Source organism: Scytonema hankhaensis NUACC26 (genome assembly GCF_045865695.1).
GTDB lineage: Bacteria > Cyanobacteriota > Cyanobacteriia > Cyanobacteriales > Nostocaceae > Scytonema.
The window spans coordinates 115,203-141,284 of sequence record NZ_BAACAP010000250.1 but is presented as its reverse complement, the minus strand read 5'-3'; the positions used below and the strand labels follow the sequence as shown (position 1 = coordinate 141,284).

Here is a 26,082-nt window from a genome sequence, read left to right as displayed (position 1 = left end):
TGCCCACCCTACCATTAGCCATTAGCCACTAACAATTTCAACAACTCACCTTTTGCTGTCTCCAAAGCCTCTGGTAATTTACTAGCATCGCGCCCACCAGCTTGTGCAAGGTTGGGACGCCCACCACCACCACCACCACAAATTTTAGCGATCGCACCAATAAATTTTCCAGCTTGCAAACCTTTCTTATTCACTTCTGAACTAAAGGCTGCAACCAAGCTAACTTTATCTGCTTCTGGAACAGAACCCAGAACCACAGCACCGTTACCAAGTTTTTGCAGCAACCGTTCGGCTACTGTTTTCAAAGATTCGGGATCGACATCTTCCATCTTGGCAACAAGAACTTTAAACTCGCCAACGGTTTCAACTTTTTCTAATAAGCTATCAGATTTGGCAATTGCCAACTGTGACTTGAGTGTTTCTAATTCCTTCTGAGCGGTTTTCAGTTCGTTTTGCAGGATGGTAATTCTATCTGGTAGTTCTTCAGGTCTTACCTTAAAGCGATCGCTCAAATCCTTTACAACTTTATCTCGAACATTCAGGTACTCTAGAATAGAAGCGCCAGATACTGCTTCAATCCGCCGAACTCCGGAAGCAACTCCAGATTCAGAGATAATTTTGAAAACCCCGATTTCAGCAGTATTGCTCACATGAGTCCCGCCGCACAGTTCCATGGACACACCAGGGAAATCAATCACCCGGACTTGTTCGCCGTATTTTTCGCCGAACATAGCAACAGCACCTCTTGCTTTTGCTTCAGCTAAGGGGAGGACTTCCACTTTAGCAGAGTGAGCTTCACCAATCCAAAGATTAATTGTTTCCTCAACTTGCTGCAATTCTTCCGGCGTGACAGCACGCGGACAGTTAAAGTCAAACCGCAATCGGTCGAATGATACTAGCGAACCTGCTTGCGAGATTCCTTCATCAACAACTTTCTTCAAAGCGGCTTGTAAAAGATGAGTTGCAGTATGGTTAGCTTGGACGCGACGGCGACAAGCAGGATCGATTTGAGCCATGACTTCATCTCCTACCCGGAGAGTTCCCCGTTCAATGCGTCCGAAGTGAACAAAGAAATCAGATTCTTTCTTCACATCGTGAATCGTCACGAGAACACCATCACCAGATATGTAACCGCGATCGCCAATTTGTCCCCCCGATTCAGCATAAAATGGGGTTTGGTCGAGGACAATTTGTACCTCTGTTCCTGCTTCTGCTTCCTCTTGCGAGACACCACCCACTAACAACACTTCCACTTTTGATGTTGCAGCGCTTTGGGTGTAACCCAAAAATTCTGTAACTTGGATATGTTCGGCGAGTTGGTCGAGAGAACCCTGTACCGTGAGGTCGATGGTTTCGTGGGCGTCTCTTCCACGTTGTTTTTGTTTTTCCATTTCCACCTCGAATCCCGCCTCATCAACTGTGAGGTTGTTCTCAGCAGCAATTTCAGATGTCAGTTCTACAGGGAAACCATAGGTATCGTACAAAGTGAAAGCACTTTCTCCACTAATTTGAGTTTTGCCTTGGCTTTTGACTTCAGCAATAATTTCCCCAAGCAGTTCTTCGCCACGTTCCAAAGTTTTGAGGAAGCGAGACTCTTCTCTTTGTAATTCTGCTTTAATTGCTGTTTCTCGCTGACGCAAATTCGGGTAAGCTTCTTCAGAAAGAGCGATCGCAACTTCAGCCACCTGGGTTGTAAATTCACCTTGAATTCCCACCAATCGCCCGTGACGCACAGCGCGACGAATCAGGCGGCGCAACACATAACCCCGTCCTACGTTAGAAGCGCGAATCTCATCAGCTATCATGTGAACGATCGCACGAATGTGATCCCCTATCACCTTCAAAGAAACTTTGGTTTCTTCATCAACTTTGGTGTAATCAATACCAGCAATTTCAGCTGCTTTTTTTATGATAGGGAAAACCAAATCGGTTTCGTAGTTGTTAGGAACTCCTTGGAGAATTTGAGCCATCCTCTCCAAACCCATCCCCGTGTCAATGTTCTTGTTAGCCAGGGGAGTTAAGTTACCGTTCGCATCCCGGTTATACTGCATGAACACGAGATTGTAAACCTCGATAAACCGGGTGTCGTCTTCTAAATCGATATTCTCATCGCCACGTTCTGGGTGGAAGTCGTAGTAAAATTCCGAACAAGGACCGCACGGACCTGTTGGACCAGAATTCCAGAAGTTATCATCCTCCCCCAAGCGCTGAATTCGTGCTTCCGGGACGCCAATTTTATCGCGCCAGATTGCAAATGCTTCGTCATCTTCCCGAAAGACACTCACTACCAAACGTTCGGGGGGCAAATTAAACACCTTTGTGACCAGCTCCCAACCCCAAGCGATGGCTTGTTCTTTAAAATAATCACCAAAGCTGAAGTTTCCCAACATTTCAAAAAACGTATGGTGTCGTTTGGTGCGTCCGACATTTTCGATATCGTTGGTGCGAATACATTTTTGAGAAGTTGTAGCACGCTTGAACTCAGGTGTCCGCTGACCCAAAAATATAGGTTTAAATGGTAACATCCCCGCGATCGTCAGCAGCACGGTTGGATCTTCTGGTACTAAAGAGGCACTTGGAAGAGCCTGGTGTCCCCGTTGAGCATAGAAGTCGAGGAATGTTTTGCGAATTTCGTTACCGCTGAGGTACTGGGGATTTACTGACATAAGCTCTTACAAATATGAAGTATGAAGTGTGAAGTCAAAGCAAAAGCATAACTCACATACTACATTGTAGTATAAATTTCATGCTTTATCCTTTATCCTTAACCCTCTCTTAGGTATATTTTTGCATTTTGCGTTTAACAATGCCCAATCCCCAATTCCCAATCCCTAATTAATCATAACTTTGGTAGGATGAGTGAGCGCGGTCATGGTTTTTAGAATTAAAGCAGAAGAAAAACACAAAATTTCCCAATAGAGGTAAATTATGGCATTAAAATTAAAAGTTCCTTCAATCGCCTGTCAAGGTTGTGCAGAAACCATTACCGAAACGATTCAAGTTATGGAACCAGATGCCAAGGTAGATGTAGATGTCCCAGGCAAAACTGTAACTGTGGAAGCCAAAGCTTCGGAAGAATCAATCAAACAAGCAATTGTGGCGGCGGGTCACACTATTGAAGGTTATCAACATGGCTAATAGATGCCAGTTGGCAAGAAAGTATCCACTTGTGTAACAAGATGTCAGTTACACAATTTTAAGTTTGTAAATGTGCTTGAGCACTAAAGCGCAGCTACAACTCATTATTAGGTTATTTGTACCAACTTGCTTGGCGGATAGGTTATCTCTAAGAGGATGTTTGTAAAGTCTACCGTTGTCTTAAGATCCCCCCTAACCCACGCCAGTCGCTGTGAATTCGGGAGACCCTCCACCAGAGCGCTGGCTCCCCTTAAAAAGGGGGGAAATATTCTAAAAGTCCCCCTTTTTCAGGGGGATTTAGGGGGATCGAGAGTTTTGAATACCTCAGTTATCACTTTTAAAACATCCTCTAAAATGGGTAACTTGTCCGCTATATTTTTTTTATGGTATATCCAAAAAATATAGCAGTTCTTATTTGGATTCAATACAATTTTTGTGGTACGGGCAAGATGCCCGCACATAACGGGCGTCTCGCCCGTTCCACAAGATGTTTTATTCCTGTATTACACTCAACTGAAAATCCTATAAATTCTCATCTTCTTAATTCAATGTTGGGTTTCGTTCCTCAACCCAACCTACACAATATCTTATGTTTGGCGATTTAAGATTGATTTTACAAATCAACTCTCAAGGTTTTTGCGGAAATATACGGAAAATTATAAAGTGTCGTTATCGAAGTACAATAAGTAATAGAAACTTTACTGAGGTTATCTTACCTTGAAAAAGCTAAAAAATTAGCAAACTCAATCTCATACAATATTTTTTATACTCATGGATGAATATTTTTACTGAAATTTATTTCAAGAATTAAATAGAGTTTATATATTATAAGATGAAATTGTCCGTAAATATACTGTTAAACACAACAAATCTAACAAAAGATTTTGGGTATCAGAAATTGAAACAACAGCAATTGTAGTTATCAAAGTCGGATATGATGGGAGGTCAAAAATTAAAAATTCATGTTGTGAAACATTCATCTATGTGTTAACACTCTCTCATTTGAGTTCGACTAGATATTACAAATCGCTGGAAGCATGAAATAATTTCACGAAGTACAAACCCTTTAGGTACAGGTAGGGCAAACGTAAAGCAATGAACATTTCCATTCTGCTCTTTGGAAGCGATCGCTTTCTCGCTAAACTTCCAAAGTATATTCAAAATGAATCTTCTTTTAGCGTAGAACACATCAGCAACTTCGATCGCACAACTTCGCATATTTTATCGACCCCACCTGATGTTTTACTGGTGCAAGCAAGTTGGGATGGCAGTATGGAATTATGTCATTGGTTGAAAGAACAAACAAAGATATCCTGGATTTACTGTATTTTGATTGAAGATCGTCCCCAAATACTTGCTTGGAAACACACAAGTGGTGAGGATTGGGAGTTGGAGAGAACTTCTTTGGCACTACAACAAGGAGCAGATGCTTACATTTGGTCTGTAGAGACAAGAGGTGAGGAGTCAACACAAGAAGAAATGGCTAGCCATCGCTTGCTACTCGCTCATATAAATGTAGGTTTGCGGAAAGCACAAAAATATCGAGAACTCATTAGAAAGAATGACCTACTCTCAGTCATGGCTCTAGCTGACTCACTGACAGAACTTAAAAATCGCCGTGCATTGGAGTGGGATTTGCCCAATCAAATTCAAAAAGCCCGTAGTTATGAAACTCCACTCTCTTTAATTATTTTAGATGTAGACTATTTCAAAAAAGTTAATGATAGATACGGGCATTTGGTAGGCGATCGCCTTTTACAATTACTCTGTAGCCGCTTGCGCCATAATATGCGGTTTCAAGATACTCCATTTCGCTATGGTGGAGAAGAATTCGTAATAGTTCTTCCTAATACAACTTGCGATGAAGCATTCAGTGTAGCCAACCGTCTCAATTCCATAGTTAGCAAGGAACCATTTGCGATCGACAACAAACTTTCTATCAGTGCCACAATTAGTTTAGGAACATCTTGTTTACAAGCAGAAGACGATGCGAAGGGAGTCAGCCTGCTTCAGCGTGCAGATCGACACTTGTTGACAGCGAAAGCAACAGGGCGCGATCGTGTTGTGGGTTGCATTAGCCACACACTCCATCATGTTCCTCAGCAGCGCCAGAAGGTTTCTTTTTTCTGCTAAGACCTATAATTAATTGATTGTAACAATACTATGACAATCATTCTGTTTCCCTCTGTAGGGGCGTAAGGCATTGCACCCCTACTCCCTGTGTTTCAAGAACGCGAGTACATTCTGCCACAGAAGCCCGTTGTCGCATAACATCAACAAGGGCTTGGTATGCCAACCAATTTTCTTCCAACAAAGTTTTTGCTTGGAGGAGACAAAAGCGCTGTTTGAGATTGGTATTGGTTGTAGAAAATCCCAAACTTTTCAACACTCCTGCTAACTTGCTTTTATCGTCAGCACCCCCCTCAGTATTGTTGTAAACCAGAGTTTCTGCAGCAATACCAGCCATCCAAGTTGTGCAATAACGATCCAACATTTGAGCGGTTATCTTACCTTGTTCGAGTTGAGATGCTAATTCTCCATCATCAAAACTTACACCGCCTTGTCCCGGTTGTTTTTGTTTGATTGCTTCCCAAGCGCTGAGAGTGTAACCAACAACTGGAATTCCCAACAGATAAGCGACAAGAAAGTGTCCCGCTTCGTGGTGCAGGATACGTTCTCTGTGTTCTGGTGAAAAACTAGCTATCCAATCTAAAAGAAGATTACCGCCTTGTCCTTGTAAACTAAACGAATCGAGAGTAGCGATTCCTAAAATTGTGAAAGTCGCCACTGCTGGTATTGTAGGCGATAAATGAACGAGCGGTCCAAGCAAGGTGGACATAGTTATAGCAAAGACAGATATTGCGATGAGATTCAGGGCTGTTTTGCTCATACTAAAAAATTGAGTTATGTAATGTAATATTTCTTAATGTGTTTCTAATATTATGCGCCAATCTCGCCTGAGAAGATCGACTCAAGCAAAAATTTCTCCCCAAAGGAGAGTGGAAATGTCAAGATGAGTATTAAATTCTGAGGTTACGCCATGTCTTCACCATTTCCAGGAGTCGATCCTTACCTCGAACATCCCGAACTATGGGCTGAGGTACACAGTCGCTTGATTATGGCGATCGCGATAAGCGAAGCTTAACGGCTAAAGCCGTATCGCTCTAGCGCCAAGTCTCCGTCCGAAGTATCATGTAGCAGTGGAGAAACGTACCTATCTTAGTGAGGTCGATCTATTAGTTGGTATCCCAGATGTAACGGTATTTTCTCAGAAATCAGCCTTCGGGCGTTCTTTTCCAAATGATTTTTCGTCAAATACAACTGTCAGTACACAAGAACCAGTAAAGGTTTCTGTACCATTGGTTGAAACTGTGGAAGAAAAATATTTAGAAATTCGAGAAATGGGAAAGAATTATGCAATTACAGTTGTAGAAATCCTGTCTCCAAAAAACAAACGTGCGGGAGAAGGAAGAGATGCATACGAACGCAAGCGGCGACAAGTACTAGCAAGTATCACCAGTTTAGTAGAAATTGACTTGCTCAGAGGAGGGAAATCTATGCCAATTATGGAAAACTTACCCAATACCGATTATCGTATCCTGATTAGTCGTGGCGATCGCCGTCCCGAATCCGATTTGTATGCTTTCAGTTTGCGACAATCAATACCTTCATTTCCGTTACCGCTAGTTCCTCTCGACATTGAACCTGTTGTAGATTTACAAACCTTACTAGACGAAGTTTATGACCAAGCAGGATTTGACATGAGAATAGATTATTCTCAACCTTGCGCGTTACCACTTAAAGAAGCGGATACCGCTTGGACTAATGCTTTATTGCAAGAGAAAAGATTAGGGATGTTCAAAAAATAAAAGATTTACATTATATTACATAAATATGCCCTAAGTAGGTTGGGTTGAGGAACGAAACCCAACATTTAATAGAATTATGGTGTCTAATAACCTGCGTAACAGTACCATTCAGTTTTTAGAACAAAGTCCTCAAGAACGACTACAAACCCTCAAACAACTTGGTATAGCCCGATATGATTTTCTAACTAAAATGCGTCTCAATGAGGCTAACATTATTTGTGTTATGAGGTTTTTACAAAATCCCACTCAGTTAAAATTTCCAAATTTGATAGGAGCAGATTTATCAGGATTAATTTTAGATGAAGTTAACTTTATCCGTGGTAATTTATCGGAGGTAAACTTACGCGGAAGTCGTTTAATTAATGCAGATCTCATATTTGCCAATTTTACTCGTGCTGATTTAAGAAATGCTAACTTAAGTGGTGCAACGTTAAATCAAACAGTTTGGTTAAATGCTTTTGTAGAAGGGTGCGAGTTTGGTGAAGGTATTGGATTAACCCAATATCAACGCGATGATTTGCGGCTTCGTGGTGCTAAATTTACAGTGACCAGTTAACCAAAATTTGTTAGAGTGCGATCGCAAGCCGTATTCTTTGTTTTTTTCTGGTTAACGTTACTGATTTTGCTTGTGTATTCTATAATTAGAATAAGGAGTAAAGTCAATTAATAACAAAAACTCTCTTTGCAAAATTTTATTGTAAGTAAAAACGCCCTCTGTTAGGGAGTATCCCAATTTGGAAAAAACATGCCTGCGATTAGAAATCACGGCTATACAAACGAAACCTGCCTACGCAGGTTATTCTAGAAAAGTCCACGTAGGTGGACTTTGTTTGTATAGCCCCAGAATTCTATTCTTGCAGGCTTTTGCCAAAAGGGAATGCTCCCCTCTGTTACCTTTTTATAAAGAATGCTACTAGGCACATTTGTCTTAACCACCAATTTTCTACTATCTCTCCTCAAAAAAGAGATATTAAGTTTAATCAGCTAAATAAATCTAATTTTACTAAGTGGGTACAATGACTATTAAACAAGAGCTAATTCAAGAAATAGAATCTACTTCAGAATCTCTCCTAGCAGAAACATTAAATTTCTTGCGTTTCTTGAAAACGAAGCAGAATGAATCTCAAGTAAAAATGGATTCTCAAGTTATAGAATCAGAACTGCCAGAATCCACCTATTCTGAGAGCTTGCAAAACAATTCATCGGAGCTTTCTCAACTACCTTACAGCCCTGCTTCAGGTCGTTCTATCCTCAGACATGCGGGTACATGGGCTGGAGACGACTATCAAGAATGCCTTGAGCTAGTATACACATCTCGCGGGAAAGCACAATTCGATTATGACAACCCATTAGAGTAATGTATTTATTAGATACAAATCACTGTAGCAGCATTCTTTTAGGAACACCAACAGTTATTCAGCAAATTGTAGAAGTTGGCGAGCTAAATATTTCTACCTGTGTCATCGTACAAGGAGAACTTACCTATATGATGGAAAATTCTCAACAAAAGCAGGTAAACTTAGCACGCCTCGTGGAGTTTCTTAAAGATATTCGTATTTATTATATAGATAGAGAAACAGCAACTTTATACGGTCAAATTAAAGCTGCTTTGTTTAATCAGTTTGCACCTAAAGAAAAAAGTAAGCGAAGAAAAACAAAAATTACCGATCTAGGATTTGATGAAAATGATATTTAGATTGCAGCTACTGCTTTACAGCATAATCTTACTGTAGTTTCATCTGATAGTGACTTTGTTCGTATTCAACAGGCGACATCTTTTTCTTTGGTGTCTTGGCTTTGAAGTTTAAAAAGGATTAGGCGCATAGAATTTGCTAGTATACAAACTTAGTCCGCGTAGGCGGACTAACGAAATTAAGGTTTTAAAACCCACGCAGGTGAGTTTTGCTTGTATAGCCGCGAATTCCATTCGCTAGGGCTGTAGAAAAAAATGCAAACGTTGGATGCGATTATTTCCCAATTCCAATTCCATCACACAATTTGCGATCTTCTTCATTAGCATTAGGGTTGTGCTGCTTCCCCTGCCTCGTCTTCCAAAAGAATACCATCCTCCCCTGCACCATGCCCGCAAAAGTGAACGATTTGGGGTTGAGTGTCAAGAATTGCCCGGTAAAAGTCACGAGATCTAACTGCCCATCTTTGCTCTAATTTAAATTGTTCGCGTTTGTTCGCTCGTCGCAAACCCTCATCAATCTCCTGTACCTCTTTATCCAAGCGCAATCGAGAGGTGTTTTTAGGGTTTGCAGCCAGAATCAATATAGTTTTGACACGCTGATTGTCTCTCATGCTAAGGGCTGGGGTTTGGGTATTAGGTGTGCTGTTGTTTTATTGACTCCTGGTGCGTGCAGATCGCGATACTTACTTCATATTAGGAGAAAAAAAGTTTGACTTATGCAGAAGTTTACCAAGTTTTTGAAGGGAATCTTAAATTCTTTATGAAAAATTCTAAGGGATGTCCAAGAAATAAATTATTCATCTTGTGTGACGGGCTTCTAGCCCGTTCTTTATGAGAGACGGGCTAGAAGCCCGTACCACAAGAGAAAGTTGGTTATTTTTTATTTGGAAGTCCCTAAGTAGAGTGAAAAAGATGTAGGGGCGCAATGCCTTGCACCCCTACCAAGATTTTTGGGTAATGGACAATTAATTTACAATAGATCGCTGTCATCGCTATCAGTAGAAGGAGCGTGAGGGAGTACAGATCGATCCGCATCTATTGTTTTTGCAGGGACACCAAGACGCTTGCGAGCATCTTGTTCTGCCATTTGCCAATCTTTTTTGCTACTAAATTGCCCTTTATCTAGGAGTGAGTCGCTGGTTGCTGCTCGATCGCGAGTTGGTTGACGACCATCTTTCCATCTGTATTTAAAGTCCATAAACAAAGATGCCTTACAATGACAATATTTCGCTTAATCTAATAAGTAGACTGGTTTACTTACCTCTGACTTAAGATAGGGTTAATGGTATGAAACCGCAGCCTGTAGCAGACGAACGCGGATGTTTAGAGAATGAATCACTCAAATACAACTGTACGATTTCCATAGACTAGAACGCGATTTTGTAAATGCGATCGCACTGCTCTAGCTAGCACAATTCGCTCTAAATCCTTGCCTTTTCTCACTAAATCTTCGACTTCATCTCGATGACTGACGCGGACAACATCTTGCTCGATAATCGGTCCTGCATCCAGAGCGGCAGTGACGTAGTGTGCAGTAGCTCCAATAATTTTCACACCTCTTTCAAAAGCTTTATGATAGGGATTTGCACCTACAAAAGCAGGCAAAAATGAGTGATGAATATTAATTACACGGGGGAATTGAACAACAAATTCTTGGCTTAAAATTTGCATATATTTTGCCAAGACAACTAAGTCAATTTTATACTTGTGTAGTAGTTCTAGCTGTTTAGCTTCCTGTTCTTGTTTGTTATCCTTATTAATTGGGATGTAGTGATAGTCAATACCAAATTGCTCAGCAACGCTTTTCAAGTTGGGATGATTGCTAAGAATGAGCGGAATTTCAGCAGTAAACTCTTTTGCCCGTTGTCGCCAAATCAAATCAAACAGACAATGATCTTGTTTGCTTACCCAAATGGCAATACGGGGAACGGTATCAGAAAAGTGGATTTCCCATTTGGCTTCTAAGGGTTGTGCTATGGCGTTAAACGCCGGTGCAATTATGTCGCGGGGCAAATTAAAACCCTCTAACTGCCATTCAATGCGGGTGAGAAATAACCCAGCTGCAAAATCTGTATGTTGATCCGCGTGGATTATATTACCACCATAGGTGTATATGAAGTTGGCGATTTTCGCCACCAGTCCCCGTCGGTCGGGGCAAGATATAAGTAGTATTGCTGTGGGAGTAGTCATGACTACTCATACTACGACATAATTAAGGTGGTAAGCAAGAGAAGAATAATGATTAAGTATTTTTAAGGTTTCTTAATGAATGACTCCGAAAGATAATGTCTATATGTACTTGTAAAGCAAGACGGTTACACTTAGTTTTTTATTATTTAAATTATTTATGATGTCAACTATCCTTTTTTATATAGCTATTGTATTTTACTTCATAATGGCTTTTTCTTTTTTTCAAAAATGGCTAGATTTTTTTATTGCAGATGCAGAAATGACTTCTGATGACAGGTTTTTTTCTATGATTCTTTTGCTCGTAGCCACTGTTTTCTGGCCAGTTATAGTACCTTTTGCATATCTGGAAGTTTTAAAGTTTCATCAAAAACATAAGGAAGTGATTGATTCATTGCTCGCTTCTTCAAAGTCTAGGTTGCAGGATAAGTAGGCTAGATTTCGCTTTGCTCAACCCAATCTTGTAAAGCCTACGGTGTACACATAAGTCGAAATTACCCCCCTTAATCCCCCCTTGTAAAGGGGGGAAACTAGATTTCTGATTTCCCTTGGAAAGGGGGGAAACTAGATTTCCGGTTCCCTCCCCTTGTAAAGGGGCTACGGTGTACACACAAGTTGAACTTACCCCCCTTAATCCCCCCTTATAAAGGGGGGAAACTGGATTTCCATTTCCCGGACCAATCCATCGGTCCGGGTTAGGGTGGGGTAAAACTGACGCTAAAACTTCAGTCTATTAATTATTTCAGACTTGTGTATACACCGTAGTTGTAAAGGGGAGGGTTAGGGTGGGGTACAATATTTGATACATCAATCATGACTTTTCAAACATTCTCTTAACTCACTGTGTAGATTTTGCGATCGCGCCTAATTGGAAACCTGGAGGAAAACTTCCTTCTTCTTTGATGCGCTTAATCTCGGCTTCTGTTATCCGCAAATTTAACTTTTGAGCTAAAGCCCGGACAAGATCTCCTCGGTCGATGACGCCAGAAACAGCACCTGCAGGAGAAAGTACGGTAATGCGCTGTAACTGTTCATTTTCCAGCTTATTAATGATATCAACGACAGAAGTTGATTCAGTGACGCTAGGAATTTCTGTCAGAGGATGCACTATGCTTTGCACAGTTAGGGTTTCCCATTGGCTTCTTTCTACCAAACGCAAATCTTCTATGGAAACCATACCACGGTAGCGTCCATCCGATTCAGCATAATAAACTTCTGAAGGATTGCTATCTAACAAGTAGGCATCGGCAAAGGAACGTAAAGTTTGGTTGGCATCTACAACACGAAACTCACGTGTCATGGCGTTGGAAGCTACCAAACTCAGTAAGGTTTCTTGTAAAACTGTGACGCGATCGTAACTGCTAGCGTTGCGGATGCCAAACCAACCTAGTAGAGCTATCCACAAACCAGTGACTAACTCTCCTGTAAAGTAATCAACTGCTAGACCAAGAGCGATCGCACCATAACCTAAAATTTGCCCTGCTCTTGCTGCTAACTTTACGGCTTGAAAGCGATTGCCTGTTGCTTTCCACAGTGCGGCTTTTAACACTTGTCCCCCATCTAAGGGCAAACCCGGAATCAAGTTGAAAAGTGCTAGAACTAGATTAATTCTCGATAAATCCCCAATCATCACGCTAGCAGGGCTATTCTCTGGCAAAACAGTTACCAACAATCTTAAGAGAAAAAATAACCCAACACTGACTACGGGTCCTGCGATTGCCACTTGAAATGCTTTTCCTGGGGTTTTGGATTCTTCTTCGATAGCAGCAATTCCACCGAATAAAAACAAGGTGATGGAATTGACTTTTATACCTTGCGATCGCGCTACCAAACTATGACCCAATTCATGCAGCAAAACCGAGCCAAATAATAGTAGTGCCATAACAATTCCAGCACTCCAAGCCAGAACAGGACCCCATCTTTGGTAAGCCACCCCAAAATTAAGGGTTGCCAGCCCCAATATGACAAACCATAAAGGGTCTAAAAACAGTGGAATTCCAAATAAAGACCCAATTTTCCAATTTGTTTGCATTATATTTTCCCAAAATCTACACGTTTACGACTACGCAAGAACATATATTATGTGTAATTTTTCTGACTTATATAGTTGTGTTCCACCAATAATTCCAGACAGAGATTGGAAAAATCGGCAATTGCACTTTTGCGATGCTCTACTTCTAGAATAAACAATTACTGCTAGAGAACAAATCTCAAATAAGGTGGAACGTTTTAAGAATTAAAAACAAAAGGTGGTAGGTCTTCTTAATCTTACGGATTAATCCGCAAGTCAAAAGACCTACCAACTTTTTAAGAATTATGAAAATTGTGAAAATTTAAATACGACCAAGATTGGTCAAACCCAGAACTGCACCAATGCCAATCAAGTGACCTGTACTCATTGCAGCAAGAAATGTACCAACACTAGGATTGTTAAACAAAGAAGGGAAAGGAAGGGGCATCTTAGGTCCAACCTGAGGATAACGAACCACTCTAGGAATAATGAACAGAGCTAAAAGACTGCTAACAATAATGATAATTGTGCCACTGAAGTTCAAACCAACACCAGTGTTGGGGGTTGTAGATTGAACGGCGAATAATAAAGATGAAATCACTACTCGTCCTCCGGCAAAATGTAAAGTACCTGGTGTAGAGGCGCAATACAACTTTGCTCCGCGATAAAGCTTGAGTACTCTCTTGTAAACGCATCTCTACAACCTTCGTTTATCCTCCTTCTGAGGAGGCAATGAATCTTCTCTCTAGGGAGAGGAATTAATCTCCCCCCTTAGCTAGAGCAAAACCGCTACAATTATTTAACCTCATTTAATACTTTGTAGCTTCTCGTTCCCAGCCTCTGGTTGGGAATGCAGCACAGCAGGCTCTGCCTCCCGTTGCAGATCGTTACAGGAGGCTCCGCCTCCTAAATAGGCATTCCCAGGCTCTGCCTGGGAACGAGGTGAAGGATGAAGTGAAGGACGAGGTGAGGAACCAGACCCACTATTCGCCAACAGCATTCTTGAAGAAGTTGGGGTTCTGAGCAAATATACTCTGCAAAGTTAATGTGACATATTACTCACCGGTCACTGGTCAGGTGGTCACTGGTCAGGTGGTCACTGGTCACTGTTATATAGCACCAATGTTGGTTAAGCCCAATACGATGCCGATCCCGACAATATGACCAAAACACATAGCACCGATGAATGCTGGAATACTCAAAGGCAGTACGGGCAGTTTCAAACCAACTTGAGGCTTTTCAATCCTCGTTGCTAGTAAAACGGATACTAAACAGCTAACACTGATAATGGTTGCCACAGTGGGATTGATTGCTGGTGTTGCGGGAACTGTTGTGGCAGCTGCTAGTAAAGTTAATAAAGTCAAGGGTTTTCTCCTTCAGACAACGAATAAGCATAAAGAATTATAAAATCATAATAGGGGAAAACTCTAATTTTCTTATACAATTTAATTTTTGTATTAATTTATACTAAATCGGGAAAGCTCTATGCGAGTTAAGATTTGCGGAATTACACAACCACAACAGGGAAAAATGATTGCCTCTTTAGGTGCCACAGCGTTAGGATTTATGTGCGTGCCATCTTCCCCCCGTTATGTAAAAGTAGAGCAAATTCGGGTCATTGTAGAAAATTTACCGGAAAAAGTAGACAAAATTGGGGTTTTTGCCAACGCTTCTTTAGAAGAAATTAAGCAGACAGTTATAGATTCTGGATTAACTGGCGTTCAACTGCATGGAGATGAACCTCCAGAATTTGCTTTACAGTTACGCGAAATTTTACCCAATGTAGAAATTTTAAAAGCTTTGAGAATACGTAATACGGAATATCTTGAAAAAGTATTTGATTATACAAATTATGTAGATACTATACTATTAGATGCGTACCATCCACAACACTTAGGTGGTACGGGTAAAACTTTAGATTGGGGGATGTTAGAGCAATTTAGTCCCGATCGCCCTTGGTTTTTAGCAGGGGGATTAACTCCAGACAATATTTTGGAAGCATTAAAACAAGTTCATCCCAATGGCATTGACCTCTCTAGCGGAGTAGAAAGCAGCCCTGGAGATAAGGATTTAGACAAAGTAGCGAAGTTGTTTGAGCGACTGGGAACTAGGGACTAGGGATTGGGGAATAGGAAAATACAAATTCAAAATATCTTCCACTCCCTACGCCTTTTCCCTAGTCCCCAGCACCCAGTACCCAGTCCCTACTCCCTAAAAAAACGATGCTTGATGGCGAATCAAGTTGAAATACTCTTCACGAGTTTTCTGGTCTTCTTGGAACACACCTAGCAAAGCACTTGTGACAGTCCAAGAACCGGGTTTTTGTACGCCTCGCATGACCATGCACATATGAGAAGCTTCAATCACAACGGCTACTCCTTGGGGTTCTAGAATCTGGTGAACGGCTTCGGCAATTTGGCGAGTAAGCCTTTCTTGAACCTGAAGACGACGGGAATACATCTCAACAATACGGGCAAGTTTACTCAGTCCTACAACTTTCTGATTGGGGATGTAGGCGACGTGCGCTCTTCCCATAAACGGCAGCATATGGTGTTCGCACAAACTAAATAAATTGATATCGCGTACAAGTACCATCTCGTTATGACCTTCATCAAAGATAGCGCCGTTTACGAGATCTTCTAAAGATTGGTTGTACCCACTCGTTAGAAACCGCATTGCCTCTGCCACTCGCTTGGGTGTTTTCAGCAATCCTTCACGTTCTGGATCTTCGCCCACACCCACTAGTAAAGTTCGCACGGCTTCCATCATCTGCTCCATTTGCTCCTCTGTTTGGGGATGCAAATCAGCTTCCCGCCCGTTATGAGTGTTGCGATCGGGTCTTGGGGTAATGGATTCCGTTAAATCGGGAATAAGAGGAGATTGGGAGCGATTAGTACCGTTGGAATGAGCAATAGTCATGATGTCACAGTCTGTGTAAAGGTTTGAAAGTTGGTCAAAAGGTCATTAGTCATTAGCATTGGTCATTAGTTATTAGTTACTCATGTTTTTACAAATCACAAATGACAAAGGACAAATGACCAATGACCAATGACAAATTACAAATCACCAGCATTAGGCAGAAGAATTAATTCGTCAATGACTGCTTGTTGTGGTAGCAAGGCAGTATGAAGAATTGATTGAGCCACAATTTCTGGGGTTAACATTTTTGAGCGATCCAAGTTAGCATTAACAGTTGGTGTATCCCACAGTTCTGTATTGACTGCACCGGGATAGATAACAGTCACGCGAATACCACGGGTGCGTTCTTCTTGTGCCAGAGTTTGGGAAAGAGCTATCAAACCTGCTTTGCTGACACTGTAAGCACCCCAATTGGCAAATGCTTGCTTGCCAGTGATTGAAGAAACATTGATAATTGTGCCTGTGCCACGAGCTCGCATTCCTGGTAAAATTCCCATGATGCACTGAAAAATGCTGGTTAAATTTATATCTAAAACCAGATTCCAGTCTGCTAGAGAAGTGTCACTCAAAGAGCCGGTGTAACCTATAGCAGCACAATTCACCAAGATATCTATATCCCCAAAATCACTAGCTATTTCTTGCATCTTTTGTTGCACTAGAGAGACACAAGACAAATCCAATGGATATGCTTTTGCTTCTACTCCAGCGTGCTTTGCAGCTTGATAAACCGTTGCTAACTTTTCTATGGAACGGCTCACTAGGGCGACATCTATACCTGCTCGTGCAAACGCCAAAGCAGTTTCTCTGCCAATACCACTACTTGCCCCAGTAATCAAAGCACGTCGTTTCTGCTCAACACTCATTCTGTCTCCCCACTTTGTGGCGATTACTAAATTGCATTGCCATTTGGATTATGAGAATTTTTCGGCTCTAATAAATTAAACCAAGCTAAAAATTTACTGAATTTTTTATGGTGGCGGCTTCACTCCATGTATCTCAATCCTGTCTATGTCTGAGGTTTCCTAAGTAACAAAAGCAAACTTTTGTATAGAAAACGCTATCTCACCCCGATATTGAATAGTTAGTCCACATTCAAGAGCCTACGCCAAAAGTGTATTTGCTGTTGACGTTGACTATCGACTATTGACTAAAAATGTAAATGCCTGTGGCTTAATAGATTGTTAAAAATCTTTAAGTACCACAGGCAATTATAGCATTGCTGCTAAGTTAGTAAATGACCTCAGCCTTATGAGTGGGCAACTTCAGTAAAAACACCCATTTTACGGAATTTTTCGTAACGCAATTGGCGTCGTTCTTGGGGGGTAAAGCGATTGAGATCCTCCAAGTTGTCTAATAAAGCTTGCTTGAGTGTATTGGCAGCTTGTAAAGGGTCGGAATGAGCGCCACCTACTGGTTCGGGCAGTATCAGGTCAATAATTCCCAAGTTCTTGAGGTCATGAGAAATAATTTTTAAAGCAACTGCTGCTTGGGGTGCTTTACTAGCATCTTTCCATAAAATGGCAGCGCAAGCTTCAGGGGTAGCAACAGTATAAACAGAATGTTCAAACATTAAGAGCCGATCGCCTACACCGATACCTAAAGCACCACCAGAACCACCTTCACCAATAACAGTGCAAATAATGGGGACATCAAAGCAAAACATCTCGCGTAAATTGTAAGCGATCGCTTCACCTTGACCTTGATGTTCGGCTTCAATTCCTGCCCAAGCTCCTGGCGTGTCGATAAAAGTGACAATGGGCATACCAAACTTGTTGGCGTGCTCCATGAGCCGTAGTGCTTTGCGATAGCCCCCTGGGGATGCCATCCCAAAATTACGGGCAACATTATCCTTAGTATCGCGACCTTTCTGATGACCCAACATAACAACAGGTTTTCCACCCAAACGACCCACGCCACCAACTAATGCAGGGTCATCAGAACCACAGCGATCGCCATGCAACTCCATCCATTCATCACTAATGGACTGGATGTAATCGAGAGTACTAGGGCGGCGTGGGTGACGAGCGACTTGGAGTCGCTGTGACGGCGACAGACTACTGAATATTTCTTCCCGCAGTTGCATGGCGCGTGCTTCTAGTTGACGAATCTGACTCGTCACATCAACGCCATTTTCTTCCGCTAATTGCCGAATTTGGTCAATTCTAGTAGCAAGTTCGGCTAACGGCTTTTCAAAATCTAACAGTAGCTGTTTACGCTCAGTGGTTGCCATTTTCAGAGTGAAAAGTGATGAGTGGTTAGTGAAGAATGATTAGGGATTGGGGACTGGTGAACCCGAACGCGAGTGCGTCTCCGCGCTTGAGATAGGGCGACTGGCGACTAGGTACAAGTTGATTCAATCTTTAAATCCCCAATCCCTAATCCCCAATCCCTAATCCCTATACCAGCAATGGTCTAAATCCGTGTTTTACCGACACCTGACCTATCTGCTCCATTTTCTCTACGGTAATCCGATTTCGCCCCCAAGAGAAGTTAGTGTATAACTTCTCAAATTCCAACAGCATTGATTCGGCAAAACAAGCAAACAATTGACGTGCAGGCACATCCATATTGACAATTTGCATGATTTTCCAGTCAATATCAAGAGAGTGCTCGACAATGCCCCCATTTAGAACATACACATCGGGATGCTGAATTTTACTGGCTAGATTTTTTGGATAACCGCCATCAATGAGCAAACAAGGTCGCTTGAGAACAGTGGGGTCAATTTCCACGCCTTTAGGCATACTAGCAACCCAAACAACAATATCAGCTTGGGGCAATGCTTCTTCGAGAGACATGATTTTTCCCCGACCGAGTTCTTCTTGCAGGTTTTGCAATCTGTCGCGATCGCGAGCAATCAGCAGAAGTTCTCCGACCTCTGTTCTTTTATCTAACCACCGACAGACGGCGCTGCCAATATCTCCTGTTGCCCCACAAACAGCAACAGTCGCCTTCGATAGTTCAATTCCTAAGCGTTGCGATGCTTGTTCTACCTGTCGGCAAATAATGTAAGCTGTGTGAGTATTGCCCGTAGTGAAACGTTCAAACTCCAATTTAATATTGCGAACTTGTCCAAATTGCTCTAAGTTAAAGTTTTCAAAAATGATTGAGGAAAACCCACCTAAAGCTGTGATGTTTATGCCGTGCTTTTGAGCGTGAGCCATAGCATTGAGAATTTTTCGCGTTGCTGCTTTGATCCGCCTCGACGCCAACATTTCTGGCAAAAAACAGGATTCTACATACCGCCCTTCAATTTTTTGACCAGTAACACTAGTAACAGTGATATTGTCAACGATTTGGGGCGGAGCGCTGCACCAAAAATCTAAATCTTGCTCTGCATACTCAGGGTAGCCTAAGTTTCTAGCTACCGCTTGTGCGTGTTCCAAACTGGTAAGGTGTCCGATTAGACCAAACATGAACTATTTTGTTAAGCGTATCCTTTGTATAGGGGGTGGGGGATAGGGGATAGGGGGTAGGGGATAGGGGGTAGGGAATAGTTTAAAGCTATTCAATTACAATTGCTGTTGCCCCATGCCCATTGCCCTTGTCCTACGATCCAGCGATGCCGAAAGCGGAGAGACGCATAATGTCGCGGGTTGTAAAACCAATATGACTCAGCGCTTCTCCGTACTGGATCATGAAGTCTTCTACCAAAGCTTCCTTTTCCATTGCTAAGACACGGGCATCATCTTCTACTTGATTGAGCATTTTCCAAACGATTGGCAGGTTTTTGCGGTTAGCTTCTTCTAATTCTGCTTTTGATTGTTCAAAATGTTCTTTTAACCAAACTTCTCCAAAGTTAAGATGGCTATATTCGTCTTTAACAACGCCCTCAGTGATTTTACGAGCAAACGGATCGGCAACTGGAATATAAATGTTGTAAGCAGCGATCGCAAAGCATTCAATAATCAAAGACTGAATGAGCAAGCAAGTCACAATTTTCCCCTCAGCTGCTGCTGATTGAAAATTGCCATGCAATCCTGCAAAAAACTCCTTGGCAAATTGCAAATCCGGCGTTACCTGAAGATTGCGTCCGCAAGATTCAAAACCTTTCTTGTGACGGCTTTCCATTTTGGATAGACGAATAAGTTCATCCTTACTTTCTGGCAGCAGTTCAGCAAGTGCTAAGTAATTTTCGTGGGCTTCTTGTTCCCCCTCAATTACAATCGCATTAATCCGGCTATATGCGTCCTTGTACACTTCGCTATGAAAATCAATTTCCGATTGAGCTGCAAGCTGCTGCATGGTACTGTTCGCTCCTGTGCTGTGAATCATTTGATACAAACCTTCACCAAAGGATCGGTAAGCGGACAATTTTCAGTGAACTTTGGCTGAAAACTCATAACCGATGGCGATCGCTTTTTGGTAACTGTGGTTTAATTTAACTTAACAAGTCTATATGTTAATAGATTAACCTTTGCTGGCAGCATTATCTCAAGCTCGTCCATAGGAGAAGTCAGGAATTCAGGAGGAAGGTGGTTTTTCTGACATCTTTATGCGCCTTTTGATTTTGAGCTTCGGTTTTTACCCAAAGAAAATTAGCCCTTGGCAGATGACCAAGAAGCTTGGCGACGAGGTAAATTTTTACTGGCATGTCAATTCTACTCTAGTCGCCATCGCCTCCTAATTTGTTTCCTGAATTTGCAGGCGGATAGTCCGTTCGGCTGGTCCTCCAAGGTTTAATTCCATCACTTCACTACCAAGAGGTTCCAAACACTCAAGGAGCGATCGCAAATGGGGTGTACTCGCACCCGTATCTACGTAAAGGCGATCTGCTAGGTTACTAATTCGCTTCCAACTCATGTACAGCTTACCGATCGTTTGTTCGAGTTGAGAAGCTTGATTGACTAAATCCGCCGCGACATTCAGACAACCAACTCTTTGAGCTTCTACCAGTGCGGTTTCAATATCAATTTCTTCAGAAGTCAGCGCTTGGACTTGAGCGGCTGCTTTTAAATACTTTGCCAAGTTACGGGCTTCTGTCGTAGCTTGCTTGATAGTATCTAAATCGGGATTTTGTGCTATTTCCCTCTGTATCGCTGTTTGGTGGGACTCTGGTAGTTTCTCCATTTCCTTAACCAGAGGCGCAATATAACGAGGAGGAAGGGCATTCTCAGCTGCCTTGGTCTTCACTGGTTCCGGTAGCAAATCGGAAGACATAGCCGTCCATTCATCAGTAAGTTGACGAACTTCCCGTCTTGTGATTTTGTCCCCATTTTGGGCTGCTTCTGTCACCATCTGTTGAACTTCTGGCGCTGCTTTGGCAGTTTCTACAAACGCCCGTTTGCTAAAGTTATTAATAGCCCCTGGGTCTAGTTTTCCTTCTTCTAAAAGGGTATCAGCACTATTGGCTAGTTGGATTAAAGCATAAGCTTGGCTTTTGCTAATATCTCGTTCTTTCAACCATTTTAAAAAACCCGAACCCCTACCTTCACCTTCTTTCTTCTCGCGATCGCGAACAGCCCGTAAAATTCGCCCTCGCCAAATGTCCGTTTGCAGGTCAAAACGGTTACACACTTGCCAAGCCACTTCCACTTGCTGAAGAAATTCCATTTCAGGAATATCCTCATCCTCTGGATTCGGCAGTTGAAAGTCAAAATCAGCTGGCTGCTGCAGAAGCGCAGCCAAGTCATCCATGGAGTCGTTATATTGCACGATACATAAGTTATTACTCTATGCGCGGTTTATTATACACATTCTATAGAGACAGATCGTCTACCGTATTTAAATGTTATTTTTAATACTTGGCATTGCAATCAGATCTTGTGGGACTATTTCAGTTAGGTCTTGTTGAACTATTTCAATTAGGTCTTGTGGAACGGGCATCCTTGCCCGTCTACAAAACAATCAAAGTTTCCGTTTCTTCTTGAAACTCCCGTGCTAATTCCCGCAGTAAGGATATAGCTATAGAATTTCCTCATCTATTTCATCTTCCTCAGTCATATCACTTTCAACAATGTTTATAGCCTGCATAACCTGTCGAACACTTTTGGATGTAGAACTTTTCCGGAGTGAAAAGGAATCACAACTCTTATTTCTTCTCGGCGATAAACTCTATGACTTCCTTTACTTCTAATTTGGGTAAAGCCAACATCCAACAAAAGTTTTTCAGTTTACTTGACTGTCAGTCTTGGAAGTCTAGGCAACTTGTACCTCCAAGGTCATTGTTAATATTTGCTTGCTAAGAAGCGCCTGTTTCTCTGAATTTGATAAAATTTCTATGTACAGTTCAACTGCTTCTTTAATATTTGCTTGTACTTCTTCCAAAGAATCTCCCTGAGATTGACAACCAGGAAGCTCAGGACAATAAGCATAATATCCATATTTATCTTTTTCGATAATAACGCTGACTTGATACGGCATATTGATTATCTCTTCGTCTAACTTCTTGTCAATGTTACTCCTATCCCAATACTACTCGGATAAGAATTTCTGTGGGTTGGGCAAACCCTTGGCGAAACTCAACAAATACCTGTAAATGTTGGGTTTCGTTCCTCAAACGCCACGTCACTCAACGGGGGAAACCCCCGCACTTTTTGTGGCTCCCCAACCTACGATCGACATCTCTAACAAAAAATTACCATTCTTCAGCCCAATAAATTATTTCTGAAGTCGAACTATTAATCGCAACCCCAAAACTATCTCCATGATTCCATTTAAAATTGGTACTACCCTTGTCATGCGCTCCTAACACAAGAATTTCATAGGAGGAAGGAAAAGATTCTTCTTGAGAATCACTTGTATGGAAGAAAGTTGTTGGTACGCCATTCACCTGATTTGCGTGATCGTTCGTGTTACCACCTTGATATTTATGTGTCGCGATCGCTCTATACTGTGAAAGGAAATTTTGAATCTTTTGTGGCGATTGCTTTAACCGTAATTGGAAAAAACGATTCGCTTCAGAAGCGCCGGAAGAATAAGCAACACGCACATCTGCTGCATCAGTAGGGATATTTCCAGGAAAATGTTTAATTTGTTCCCGATTAGACCATAATTTATGGCGAATATCTTTGTATTGGGTGCGATAACTTCGTTGCGCTTCGCGAACGCTTACTATCTCCGGTTGATTTCCACTGCTGATGACTTTTCTTAAAAAAAAACCACTCCCTGCAACACCAAGACCACCTAAAACTAGTATTGCAACAGTGGCAATGTTAACAAAATGTGCGGACAGATGATGTGCTGTTATTAAGCTACGCTTCATGAAATTACGTGTATCTGACTAAAAATGTAGTACACTTAACTACTACCGAAAACAGGAACATTGCGTAAGTAGTATAAGAAAATTTCATGAAATATTCATAAAATCTTTATGAAGTCTCAGTAGAAATCCGGTTTTCTATAGCAGTCGTATTTAATTTTTCACAAATCATTTATGATTCATATAGCAGAAGTCGCGTTGACGCCAACAACTAGAAACTTCCAGCAATCATCCCAGAAAGTAAGATAAAACCAATCCAAACATTCTGCCGGAACATTTCACCATAACTTGAGTTAGGCAAGTCTTTCTGTCCCAAGCGGATGCACTGCCAAACCCATCCAACAGTAGCGAAAGCAAGACATATCCAGAAAATCAAATGCAGTTGCAAAATCAAACCCAGCCAACCGAGTAAAATTACCGTGCCGAAAAAGAAAATTCCAATCGCTACAGGGGCATACTTACCAAAAAATAAGGCACTAGAATTCACGCCAATTCTTCTGTCATCTTCGCGATCGCTCATAGCATAGACAGTATCAAATCCCAATGTCCACAGTACCGTTGCTCCCCAAAGTACCCAAGTTGGAAGCGAAAGGTTGCGCGTAACTGCACTCCAGCTAATTAAAACTGCAAAACCCCAAGCAATGGAAAGTACGAGTTGTGGAACGGGAAAAACTCGTTTGGCTCCAGGATAAAGCAAAATAACAGGAACCGCTGCCACGCACAACCAAAATGTCAGCGCGTTAAGATAGAAAGCGAGAACAGCAGCACACCCCATCGCAACTGTAGCGACAACAAGACCGACTTTTACGGAAAGCGCACGGCTAGCGAGAGGGCGCTCGCGAGTTCTTTCAACCTGTGGATCTATATCTCTATCCCATAAATCATTGACAACACATCCCGCAGCGCTCGTAGCGAGAGTCCCCAGAACGATCGTACCAACAAGTGGTAAAGGCGGTTTCCCAGAAGCCGCTAAAAACACAGCCCAAAGGGCAGGAATCATTAAAATTAATCGTCCTTCTGGTTTATGCCATCGCAAAAGCCGGACGATCGCAAGCCATGTGGGTTCGGTGTTGCTTAGGGGCGGAGTTCGCATAGATCTGCAAAAAAATAGATATAGACAGAGAACTTTATTAAGCTTTACATCTATAGGATATCTTTATTTGATATTTGTAAAGACACAACTATAAAGTGGCAACTTTGAATGTGGCAAAGAAGTCACTGAGGTTGTAAGTAACAGGGTCAATCTGAGCTTCTCAGGTAAAGTCTATAAAAAGCCGAACTTGAGAACAAACTATATTCCACATCAATAAATAATTATGCCGACTTGCTCGGCACAACCAGCTTTCCCATGCCAAGCAGAGAGAAAACGTAGATGGTGAATTTAGTTTCGGCAAGCTGGGCGAGTATACCGACTCAACCAGTTGACCAACATCGGATTATAGCAGCCATTGATTTGGGGACAAATTCACTTCACATGGCGATCGTGCGAATTGAACCCACACTCCCAGCTTTTAGCATTATCGCTAGAGAAAAAGAAACCGTGAGGTTGGGCGATCGCGATCTCACAACAGGGAATTTAAAACCAGAGGTGATGGAACGGGCGATTGCTGCTTTAGGACGTTTCCAAACAATCGCAAAAACCCTGAACACCGAAACAGTCATTGCTGTTGCTACAAGTGCAGTACGAGAAGCCCCCAATGGAAAAGATTTTCTCAAACAGCTAAAAGAAGAATTGGGCTTATGCGTCGATCTCATTTCCGGTCAGGAAGAAGCACGGCGCATTTACTTGGGCGTTCTATCGGGGATGGAATTCAACAACCAACCCCATATCATTATTGATATAGGTGGTGGTTCCACAGAATTAATTCTAGGCGATAGCCATGATGAACGTACCCTCACGAGTACCAAAGTAGGTGCAGTGAGACTAACGGGTGAATTAATTAAAACCGATCCCATCAGCAACCTTGAATTTCAGTACTTACAATCTCATGCACGCGGAATGTTAGAGCGAGCTGTAGAAGAAGTACAGGCAAACATCAAGTTTGGCGAACATCCTCGCTTGGTTGGGACTTCTGGTACAGCTGAAACTTTAGCAGGGATTGATGCGCGTGAAAAGTTGGGTTATCTCCCCTCTACTCTCAACGGTTATGAAGTGAGTCTAAGAGATTTGCGCGAGTGGGTCAATCGCTTGCGAAAAATGAGTCAAGTAGAACGAGCGACTATTCCCGGTATGCCAGAAAAACGGGCGGAAGTGATAGTAGCTGGTGCGGTTATATTGCAGGAAGCCATGACTCTTTTGGGAGTCGAGTCCTTTATTGTGTGCGAACGTTCTCTCAGAGAAGGCGTGATTGTAGACTGGATGCTTGCTCACGGTTTAATTGAAGACCGTCTTCGCTACCAGAGTACTGTACGCCAACGAAGCGTTCTTAAAATAGCAAATAAATTCCACGTTAATATAGAGCATAGCGATCGCGTCGCCGTGTTTGCTCTAAGTCTATTTGACCAAACAAAAGGAATACTTCACAATTGGGGTGCGGAAGAACGACAATTACTTTGGGCTGCTGCAATACTACACAATTGCGGTCATTACATAGGTCATTCCTCACACCACAAGCACTCATACTATCTCATTCGTAATAGTGAATTGCTAGGTTATAACGAAACAGAGATAGAAATTATTGCTAATTTGGCACGCTATCATCGTAAATCCGCACCTAAGAAAAAGCATGATAGCTATGGGAGTTTGTCGAGTAAAACTGATAGGCAAATTGTTAACCAGTTAAGTGCTATTTTAAGATTGGCAGTGGCTTTAGATAGGCGACAAATTGGAGCCATTACACGAGTGCAATGTGAATATTTGTCTAAAGAGAAGGAATTCCATCTCAAATTTTTTCCAGCACATTTTGATGATGACTGTGCTTTAGAACTGTGGAGTTTAGATTATAAAAAAGGAATTTTTGAAGAAGAGTTTGGAGTGAAATTAGTGCCCATTCTAGAAACATCTACTGTTCCTAGTAGTTGTTAGAAAAATGATGGTCTTTCTTTGAACCACACTAGGGGTGCA

At 41.9% G+C, this 26,082-nt stretch carries 29 protein-coding genes; 10 read left to right on the top strand and 19 right to left on the bottom strand.

Annotated features, from left to right (window positions below; all coding sequences use genetic code 11):
* Window positions 1–14: 14 nt before the first annotated feature.
* Window positions 15–2,666, bottom strand: coding sequence for an alanine--tRNA ligase (gene alaS / locus ACKTT2_RS47380; RefSeq protein ID WP_407899880.1), 2,652 nt, complete (start codon window positions 2,664–2,666; stop codon window positions 15–17).
* A 262-nt stretch (window positions 2,667–2,928) separates the two neighbouring features.
* On the opposite strand from alaS, the gene ACKTT2_RS47375 reads away from it, so the two are divergent.
* Window positions 2,929–3,138 (top strand): heavy-metal-associated domain-containing protein, encoded by a 210-nt coding sequence (locus ACKTT2_RS47375; RefSeq protein ID WP_407899878.1) that lies wholly within the window; start codon window positions 2,929–2,931, stop codon window positions 3,136–3,138.
* A gap of 1,095 nt (window positions 3,139–4,233) precedes the next feature.
* A complete protein-coding gene (locus tag ACKTT2_RS47370) occupies window positions 4,234–5,271 on the top strand; it encodes a GGDEF domain-containing protein (protein ID WP_407899876.1) in 1,038 nt (345 codons plus the stop codon).
* 37 nt (window positions 5,272–5,308) lie between these two features.
* Here ACKTT2_RS47370 and ACKTT2_RS47365 read toward each other — a convergent pair whose 3' ends face one another.
* Window positions 5,309–6,028, bottom strand: coding sequence for an ATP-dependent Zn protease (locus ACKTT2_RS47365; protein ID WP_407899874.1), 720 nt, complete (start codon window positions 6,026–6,028; stop codon window positions 5,309–5,311).
* A 150-nt stretch (window positions 6,029–6,178) separates the two neighbouring features.
* On the opposite strand from ACKTT2_RS47365, the gene ACKTT2_RS47360 reads away from it, so the two are divergent.
* The 5 genes from ACKTT2_RS47360 (at window position 6,179) to ACKTT2_RS47340 (ending at window position 8,703) form a co-directional block, all read left to right on the top strand.
* On the top strand, window positions 6,179–6,283 hold the full coding sequence (locus ACKTT2_RS47360; protein WP_407899872.1) for a DUF4058 family protein: 105 nt from the start codon (window positions 6,179–6,181) through the stop codon (window positions 6,281–6,283).
* A 55-nt stretch (window positions 6,284–6,338) separates the two neighbouring features.
* Window positions 6,339–7,007, top strand: coding sequence for a DUF4058 family protein (locus ACKTT2_RS47355; protein ID WP_407899870.1), 669 nt, complete (start codon window positions 6,339–6,341; stop codon window positions 7,005–7,007).
* A 76-nt stretch (window positions 7,008–7,083) separates the two neighbouring features.
* A complete protein-coding gene (locus tag ACKTT2_RS47350; protein ID WP_407899868.1) occupies window positions 7,084–7,563 on the top strand; it encodes a pentapeptide repeat-containing protein in 480 nt (159 codons plus the stop codon).
* Window positions 7,564–8,023: 460 nt separating this feature from the next.
* Window positions 8,024–8,365 (top strand): DUF2281 domain-containing protein, encoded by a 342-nt coding sequence (locus tag ACKTT2_RS47345; protein ID WP_407899866.1) that lies wholly within the window; start codon window positions 8,024–8,026, stop codon window positions 8,363–8,365.
* Window positions 8,365–8,703 carry a PIN domain-containing protein gene (locus ACKTT2_RS47340; RefSeq protein WP_407899863.1) on the top strand — a complete coding sequence of 113 codons (339 nt, stop codon included), beginning with the start codon at window positions 8,365–8,367 and terminating at the stop codon, window positions 8,701–8,703. The genes ACKTT2_RS47345 and ACKTT2_RS47340 overlap by 1 nt, the downstream gene beginning before the upstream one ends.
* A gap of 323 nt (window positions 8,704–9,026) precedes the next feature.
* On the opposite strand, the gene ACKTT2_RS47335 is transcribed toward ACKTT2_RS47340, so the two are convergent.
* The 3 genes from ACKTT2_RS47335 to purU all read right to left on the bottom strand — a co-directional run bounded on the left by ACKTT2_RS47335 (window position 9,027) and on the right by purU (window position 10,890).
* Window positions 9,027–9,311 carry a hypothetical protein gene (locus ACKTT2_RS47335; RefSeq protein WP_407899861.1) on the bottom strand — a complete coding sequence of 95 codons (285 nt, stop codon included), beginning with the start codon at window positions 9,309–9,311 and terminating at the stop codon, window positions 9,027–9,029.
* Between the two features lie 359 nt (window positions 9,312–9,670).
* On the bottom strand, window positions 9,671–9,898 hold the full coding sequence (locus tag ACKTT2_RS47330; RefSeq protein WP_407899859.1) for a bromodomain-containing protein: 228 nt from the start codon (window positions 9,896–9,898) through the stop codon (window positions 9,671–9,673).
* Window positions 9,899–10,035: 137 nt separating this feature from the next.
* On the bottom strand, window positions 10,036–10,890 hold the full coding sequence (gene purU, locus ACKTT2_RS47325; protein WP_407899857.1) for a formyltetrahydrofolate deformylase: 855 nt from the start codon (window positions 10,888–10,890) through the stop codon (window positions 10,036–10,038).
* Window positions 10,891–11,047: 157 nt separating this feature from the next.
* Here purU and ACKTT2_RS47320 point away from each other — a divergent pair, with 157 nt between their 5' ends.
* Window positions 11,048–11,320, top strand: a complete 273-nt coding sequence (locus ACKTT2_RS47320) for a hypothetical protein (protein WP_407899855.1) — start codon at window positions 11,048–11,050, stop codon at window positions 11,318–11,320.
* 405 nt (window positions 11,321–11,725) lie between these two features.
* On the opposite strand, the gene ACKTT2_RS47315 is transcribed toward ACKTT2_RS47320, so the two are convergent.
* The 4 genes from ACKTT2_RS47315 to ACKTT2_RS47300 all read right to left on the bottom strand — a co-directional run bounded on the left by ACKTT2_RS47315 (window position 11,726) and on the right by ACKTT2_RS47300 (window position 14,262).
* On the bottom strand, window positions 11,726–12,919 hold the full coding sequence (locus ACKTT2_RS47315) for a site-2 protease family protein (RefSeq protein ID WP_407899853.1): 1,194 nt from the start codon (window positions 12,917–12,919) through the stop codon (window positions 11,726–11,728).
* A 301-nt stretch (window positions 12,920–13,220) separates the two neighbouring features.
* Complete coding sequence (gene psaK / locus ACKTT2_RS47310) at window positions 13,221–13,499, bottom strand: photosystem I reaction center subunit PsaK (protein WP_407899851.1); 279 nt, start codon at window positions 13,497–13,499, stop codon at window positions 13,221–13,223.
* Between the two features lie 204 nt (window positions 13,500–13,703).
* Window positions 13,704–13,925 carry a hypothetical protein gene (locus ACKTT2_RS47305; protein ID WP_407899849.1) on the bottom strand — a complete coding sequence of 74 codons (222 nt, stop codon included), beginning with the start codon at window positions 13,923–13,925 and terminating at the stop codon, window positions 13,704–13,706.
* Window positions 13,926–14,007: 82 nt separating this feature from the next.
* The gene (locus ACKTT2_RS47300) at window positions 14,008–14,262 is read right to left on the bottom strand and encodes a photosystem I reaction center subunit PsaK (RefSeq protein WP_407899847.1); all 255 of its coding nucleotides are present in this window, start codon (window positions 14,260–14,262) and stop codon (window positions 14,008–14,010) included.
* A 121-nt stretch (window positions 14,263–14,383) separates the two neighbouring features.
* Between ACKTT2_RS47300 and ACKTT2_RS47295 the strand changes: the two genes are divergently transcribed.
* Complete coding sequence (locus tag ACKTT2_RS47295) at window positions 14,384–15,016, top strand: phosphoribosylanthranilate isomerase (RefSeq protein WP_407899845.1); 633 nt, start codon at window positions 14,384–14,386, stop codon at window positions 15,014–15,016.
* Between the two features lie 93 nt (window positions 15,017–15,109).
* Here ACKTT2_RS47295 and folE read toward each other — a convergent pair whose 3' ends face one another.
* The 10 genes from folE to ACKTT2_RS47245 all read right to left on the bottom strand — a co-directional run bounded on the left by folE (window position 15,110) and on the right by ACKTT2_RS47245 (window position 24,111).
* Window positions 15,110–15,817, bottom strand: a complete 708-nt coding sequence (gene folE, locus ACKTT2_RS47290; protein WP_407899843.1) for a GTP cyclohydrolase I FolE — start codon at window positions 15,815–15,817, stop codon at window positions 15,110–15,112.
* Window positions 15,818–15,954: 137 nt separating this feature from the next.
* Window positions 15,955–16,680, bottom strand: coding sequence for an SDR family oxidoreductase (locus ACKTT2_RS47285; RefSeq protein ID WP_407899841.1), 726 nt, complete (start codon window positions 16,678–16,680; stop codon window positions 15,955–15,957).
* A 383-nt stretch (window positions 16,681–17,063) separates the two neighbouring features.
* Window positions 17,064–18,047 (bottom strand): acetyl-CoA carboxylase carboxyltransferase subunit alpha, encoded by a 984-nt coding sequence (locus ACKTT2_RS47280; RefSeq protein ID WP_407899839.1) that lies wholly within the window; start codon window positions 18,045–18,047, stop codon window positions 17,064–17,066.
* A 166-nt stretch (window positions 18,048–18,213) separates the two neighbouring features.
* Complete coding sequence (locus ACKTT2_RS47275; protein ID WP_407899837.1) at window positions 18,214–19,233, bottom strand: long-chain acyl-[acyl-carrier-protein] reductase; 1,020 nt, start codon at window positions 19,231–19,233, stop codon at window positions 18,214–18,216.
* A gap of 133 nt (window positions 19,234–19,366) precedes the next feature.
* Window positions 19,367–20,062 (bottom strand): aldehyde oxygenase (deformylating), encoded by a 696-nt coding sequence (locus tag ACKTT2_RS47270; RefSeq protein WP_407899947.1) that lies wholly within the window; start codon window positions 20,060–20,062, stop codon window positions 19,367–19,369.
* Window positions 20,063–20,440: 378 nt separating this feature from the next.
* On the bottom strand, window positions 20,441–21,454 hold the full coding sequence (locus ACKTT2_RS47265; protein WP_407899835.1) for a hypothetical protein: 1,014 nt from the start codon (window positions 21,452–21,454) through the stop codon (window positions 20,441–20,443).
* Between the two features lie 323 nt (window positions 21,455–21,777).
* Window positions 21,778–21,915: a type II toxin-antitoxin system HicA family toxin gene (locus tag ACKTT2_RS47260; RefSeq protein ID WP_407899945.1), complete on the bottom strand. Its 138-nt coding sequence runs from the start codon at window positions 21,913–21,915 to the stop codon at window positions 21,778–21,780.
* A gap of 40 nt (window positions 21,916–21,955) precedes the next feature.
* On the bottom strand, window positions 21,956–22,180 hold the full coding sequence (locus ACKTT2_RS47255) for a type II toxin-antitoxin system HicB family antitoxin (RefSeq protein WP_407899833.1): 225 nt from the start codon (window positions 22,178–22,180) through the stop codon (window positions 21,956–21,958).
* 214 nt (window positions 22,181–22,394) lie between these two features.
* The gene (locus ACKTT2_RS47250; protein WP_407899831.1) at window positions 22,395–23,021 is read right to left on the bottom strand and encodes a hypothetical protein; all 627 of its coding nucleotides are present in this window, start codon (window positions 23,019–23,021) and stop codon (window positions 22,395–22,397) included.
* A gap of 208 nt (window positions 23,022–23,229) precedes the next feature.
* Entirely contained in the window at window positions 23,230–24,111 is an 882-nt protein-coding gene (locus ACKTT2_RS47245; RefSeq protein WP_407899829.1) for a 4-hydroxybenzoate solanesyltransferase, read from the bottom strand.
* A 279-nt stretch (window positions 24,112–24,390) separates the two neighbouring features.
* Here ACKTT2_RS47245 and ACKTT2_RS47240 point away from each other — a divergent pair, with 279 nt between their 5' ends.
* The gene (locus ACKTT2_RS47240) at window positions 24,391–26,043 is read left to right on the top strand and encodes a Ppx/GppA phosphatase family protein (protein WP_407899827.1); all 1,653 of its coding nucleotides are present in this window, start codon (window positions 24,391–24,393) and stop codon (window positions 26,041–26,043) included.
* The last annotated feature ends 39 nt before the right edge of the window (window positions 26,044–26,082 follow it).

Excerpts from the sequence above, each read along its gene's own strand:
- ACKTT2_RS47360 (WP_407899872.1), top strand. The coding sequence starts at position 6,179 with ATGTCTTCACCATTTCCAGGAGTCGATCCTTACCTCGAACATCCCGAA.
- alaS (WP_407899880.1), bottom strand. The coding sequence starts at position 2,666 with ATGTCAGTAAATCCCCAGTACCTCAGCGGTAACGAAATTCGCAAAACA.
- ACKTT2_RS47285 (WP_407899841.1), bottom strand. The coding sequence starts at position 16,680 with ATGAGTGTTGAGCAGAAACGACGTGCTTTGATTACTGGGGCAAGTAGT.
- ACKTT2_RS47370 (WP_407899876.1), top strand. The coding sequence starts at position 4,234 with ATGAACATTTCCATTCTGCTCTTTGGAAGCGATCGCTTTCTCGCTAAA.
- ACKTT2_RS47270 (WP_407899947.1), bottom strand. The coding sequence starts at position 20,062 with ATGCAGCAGCTTGCAGCTCAATCGGAAATTGATTTTCATAGCGAAGTG.
- ACKTT2_RS47365 (WP_407899874.1), bottom strand. The coding sequence starts at position 6,028 with ATGAGCAAAACAGCCCTGAATCTCATCGCAATATCTGTCTTTGCTATA.
- ACKTT2_RS47255 (WP_407899833.1), bottom strand. The coding sequence starts at position 22,180 with ATGCCGTATCAAGTCAGCGTTATTATCGAAAAAGATAAATATGGATAT.
- ACKTT2_RS47335 (WP_407899861.1), bottom strand. The coding sequence starts at position 9,311 with ATGAGAGACAATCAGCGTGTCAAAACTATATTGATTCTGGCTGCAAAC.
- folE (WP_407899843.1), bottom strand. The coding sequence starts at position 15,817 with ATGACTATTGCTCATTCCAACGGTACTAATCGCTCCCAATCTCCTCTT.
- ACKTT2_RS47375 (WP_407899878.1), top strand. The coding sequence starts at position 2,929 with ATGGCATTAAAATTAAAAGTTCCTTCAATCGCCTGTCAAGGTTGTGCA.
- ACKTT2_RS47245 (WP_407899829.1), bottom strand. The coding sequence starts at position 24,111 with ATGCGAACTCCGCCCCTAAGCAACACCGAACCCACATGGCTTGCGATC.
- ACKTT2_RS47330 (WP_407899859.1), bottom strand. The coding sequence starts at position 9,898 with ATGGACTTTAAATACAGATGGAAAGATGGTCGTCAACCAACTCGCGAT.
- ACKTT2_RS47345 (WP_407899866.1), top strand. The coding sequence starts at position 8,024 with ATGACTATTAAACAAGAGCTAATTCAAGAAATAGAATCTACTTCAGAA.
- ACKTT2_RS47240 (WP_407899827.1), top strand. The coding sequence starts at position 24,391 with ATGGTGAATTTAGTTTCGGCAAGCTGGGCGAGTATACCGACTCAACCA.
- ACKTT2_RS47340 (WP_407899863.1), top strand. The coding sequence starts at position 8,365 with ATGTATTTATTAGATACAAATCACTGTAGCAGCATTCTTTTAGGAACA.
- ACKTT2_RS47265 (WP_407899835.1), bottom strand. The coding sequence starts at position 21,454 with ATGGATGACTTGGCTGCGCTTCTGCAGCAGCCAGCTGATTTTGACTTT.
- purU (WP_407899857.1), bottom strand. The coding sequence starts at position 10,890 with ATGACTACTCCCACAGCAATACTACTTATATCTTGCCCCGACCGACGG.
- ACKTT2_RS47315 (WP_407899853.1), bottom strand. The coding sequence starts at position 12,919 with ATGCAAACAAATTGGAAAATTGGGTCTTTATTTGGAATTCCACTGTTT.
- ACKTT2_RS47295 (WP_407899845.1), top strand. The coding sequence starts at position 14,384 with ATGCGAGTTAAGATTTGCGGAATTACACAACCACAACAGGGAAAAATG.
- ACKTT2_RS47250 (WP_407899831.1), bottom strand. The coding sequence starts at position 23,021 with ATGAAGCGTAGCTTAATAACAGCACATCATCTGTCCGCACATTTTGTT.
- ACKTT2_RS47275 (WP_407899837.1), bottom strand. The coding sequence starts at position 19,233 with ATGTTTGGTCTAATCGGACACCTTACCAGTTTGGAACACGCACAAGCG.
- ACKTT2_RS47320 (WP_407899855.1), top strand. The coding sequence starts at position 11,048 with ATGATGTCAACTATCCTTTTTTATATAGCTATTGTATTTTACTTCATA.
- ACKTT2_RS47280 (WP_407899839.1), bottom strand. The coding sequence starts at position 18,047 with ATGGCAACCACTGAGCGTAAACAGCTACTGTTAGATTTTGAAAAGCCG.
- ACKTT2_RS47350 (WP_407899868.1), top strand. The coding sequence starts at position 7,084 with ATGGTGTCTAATAACCTGCGTAACAGTACCATTCAGTTTTTAGAACAA.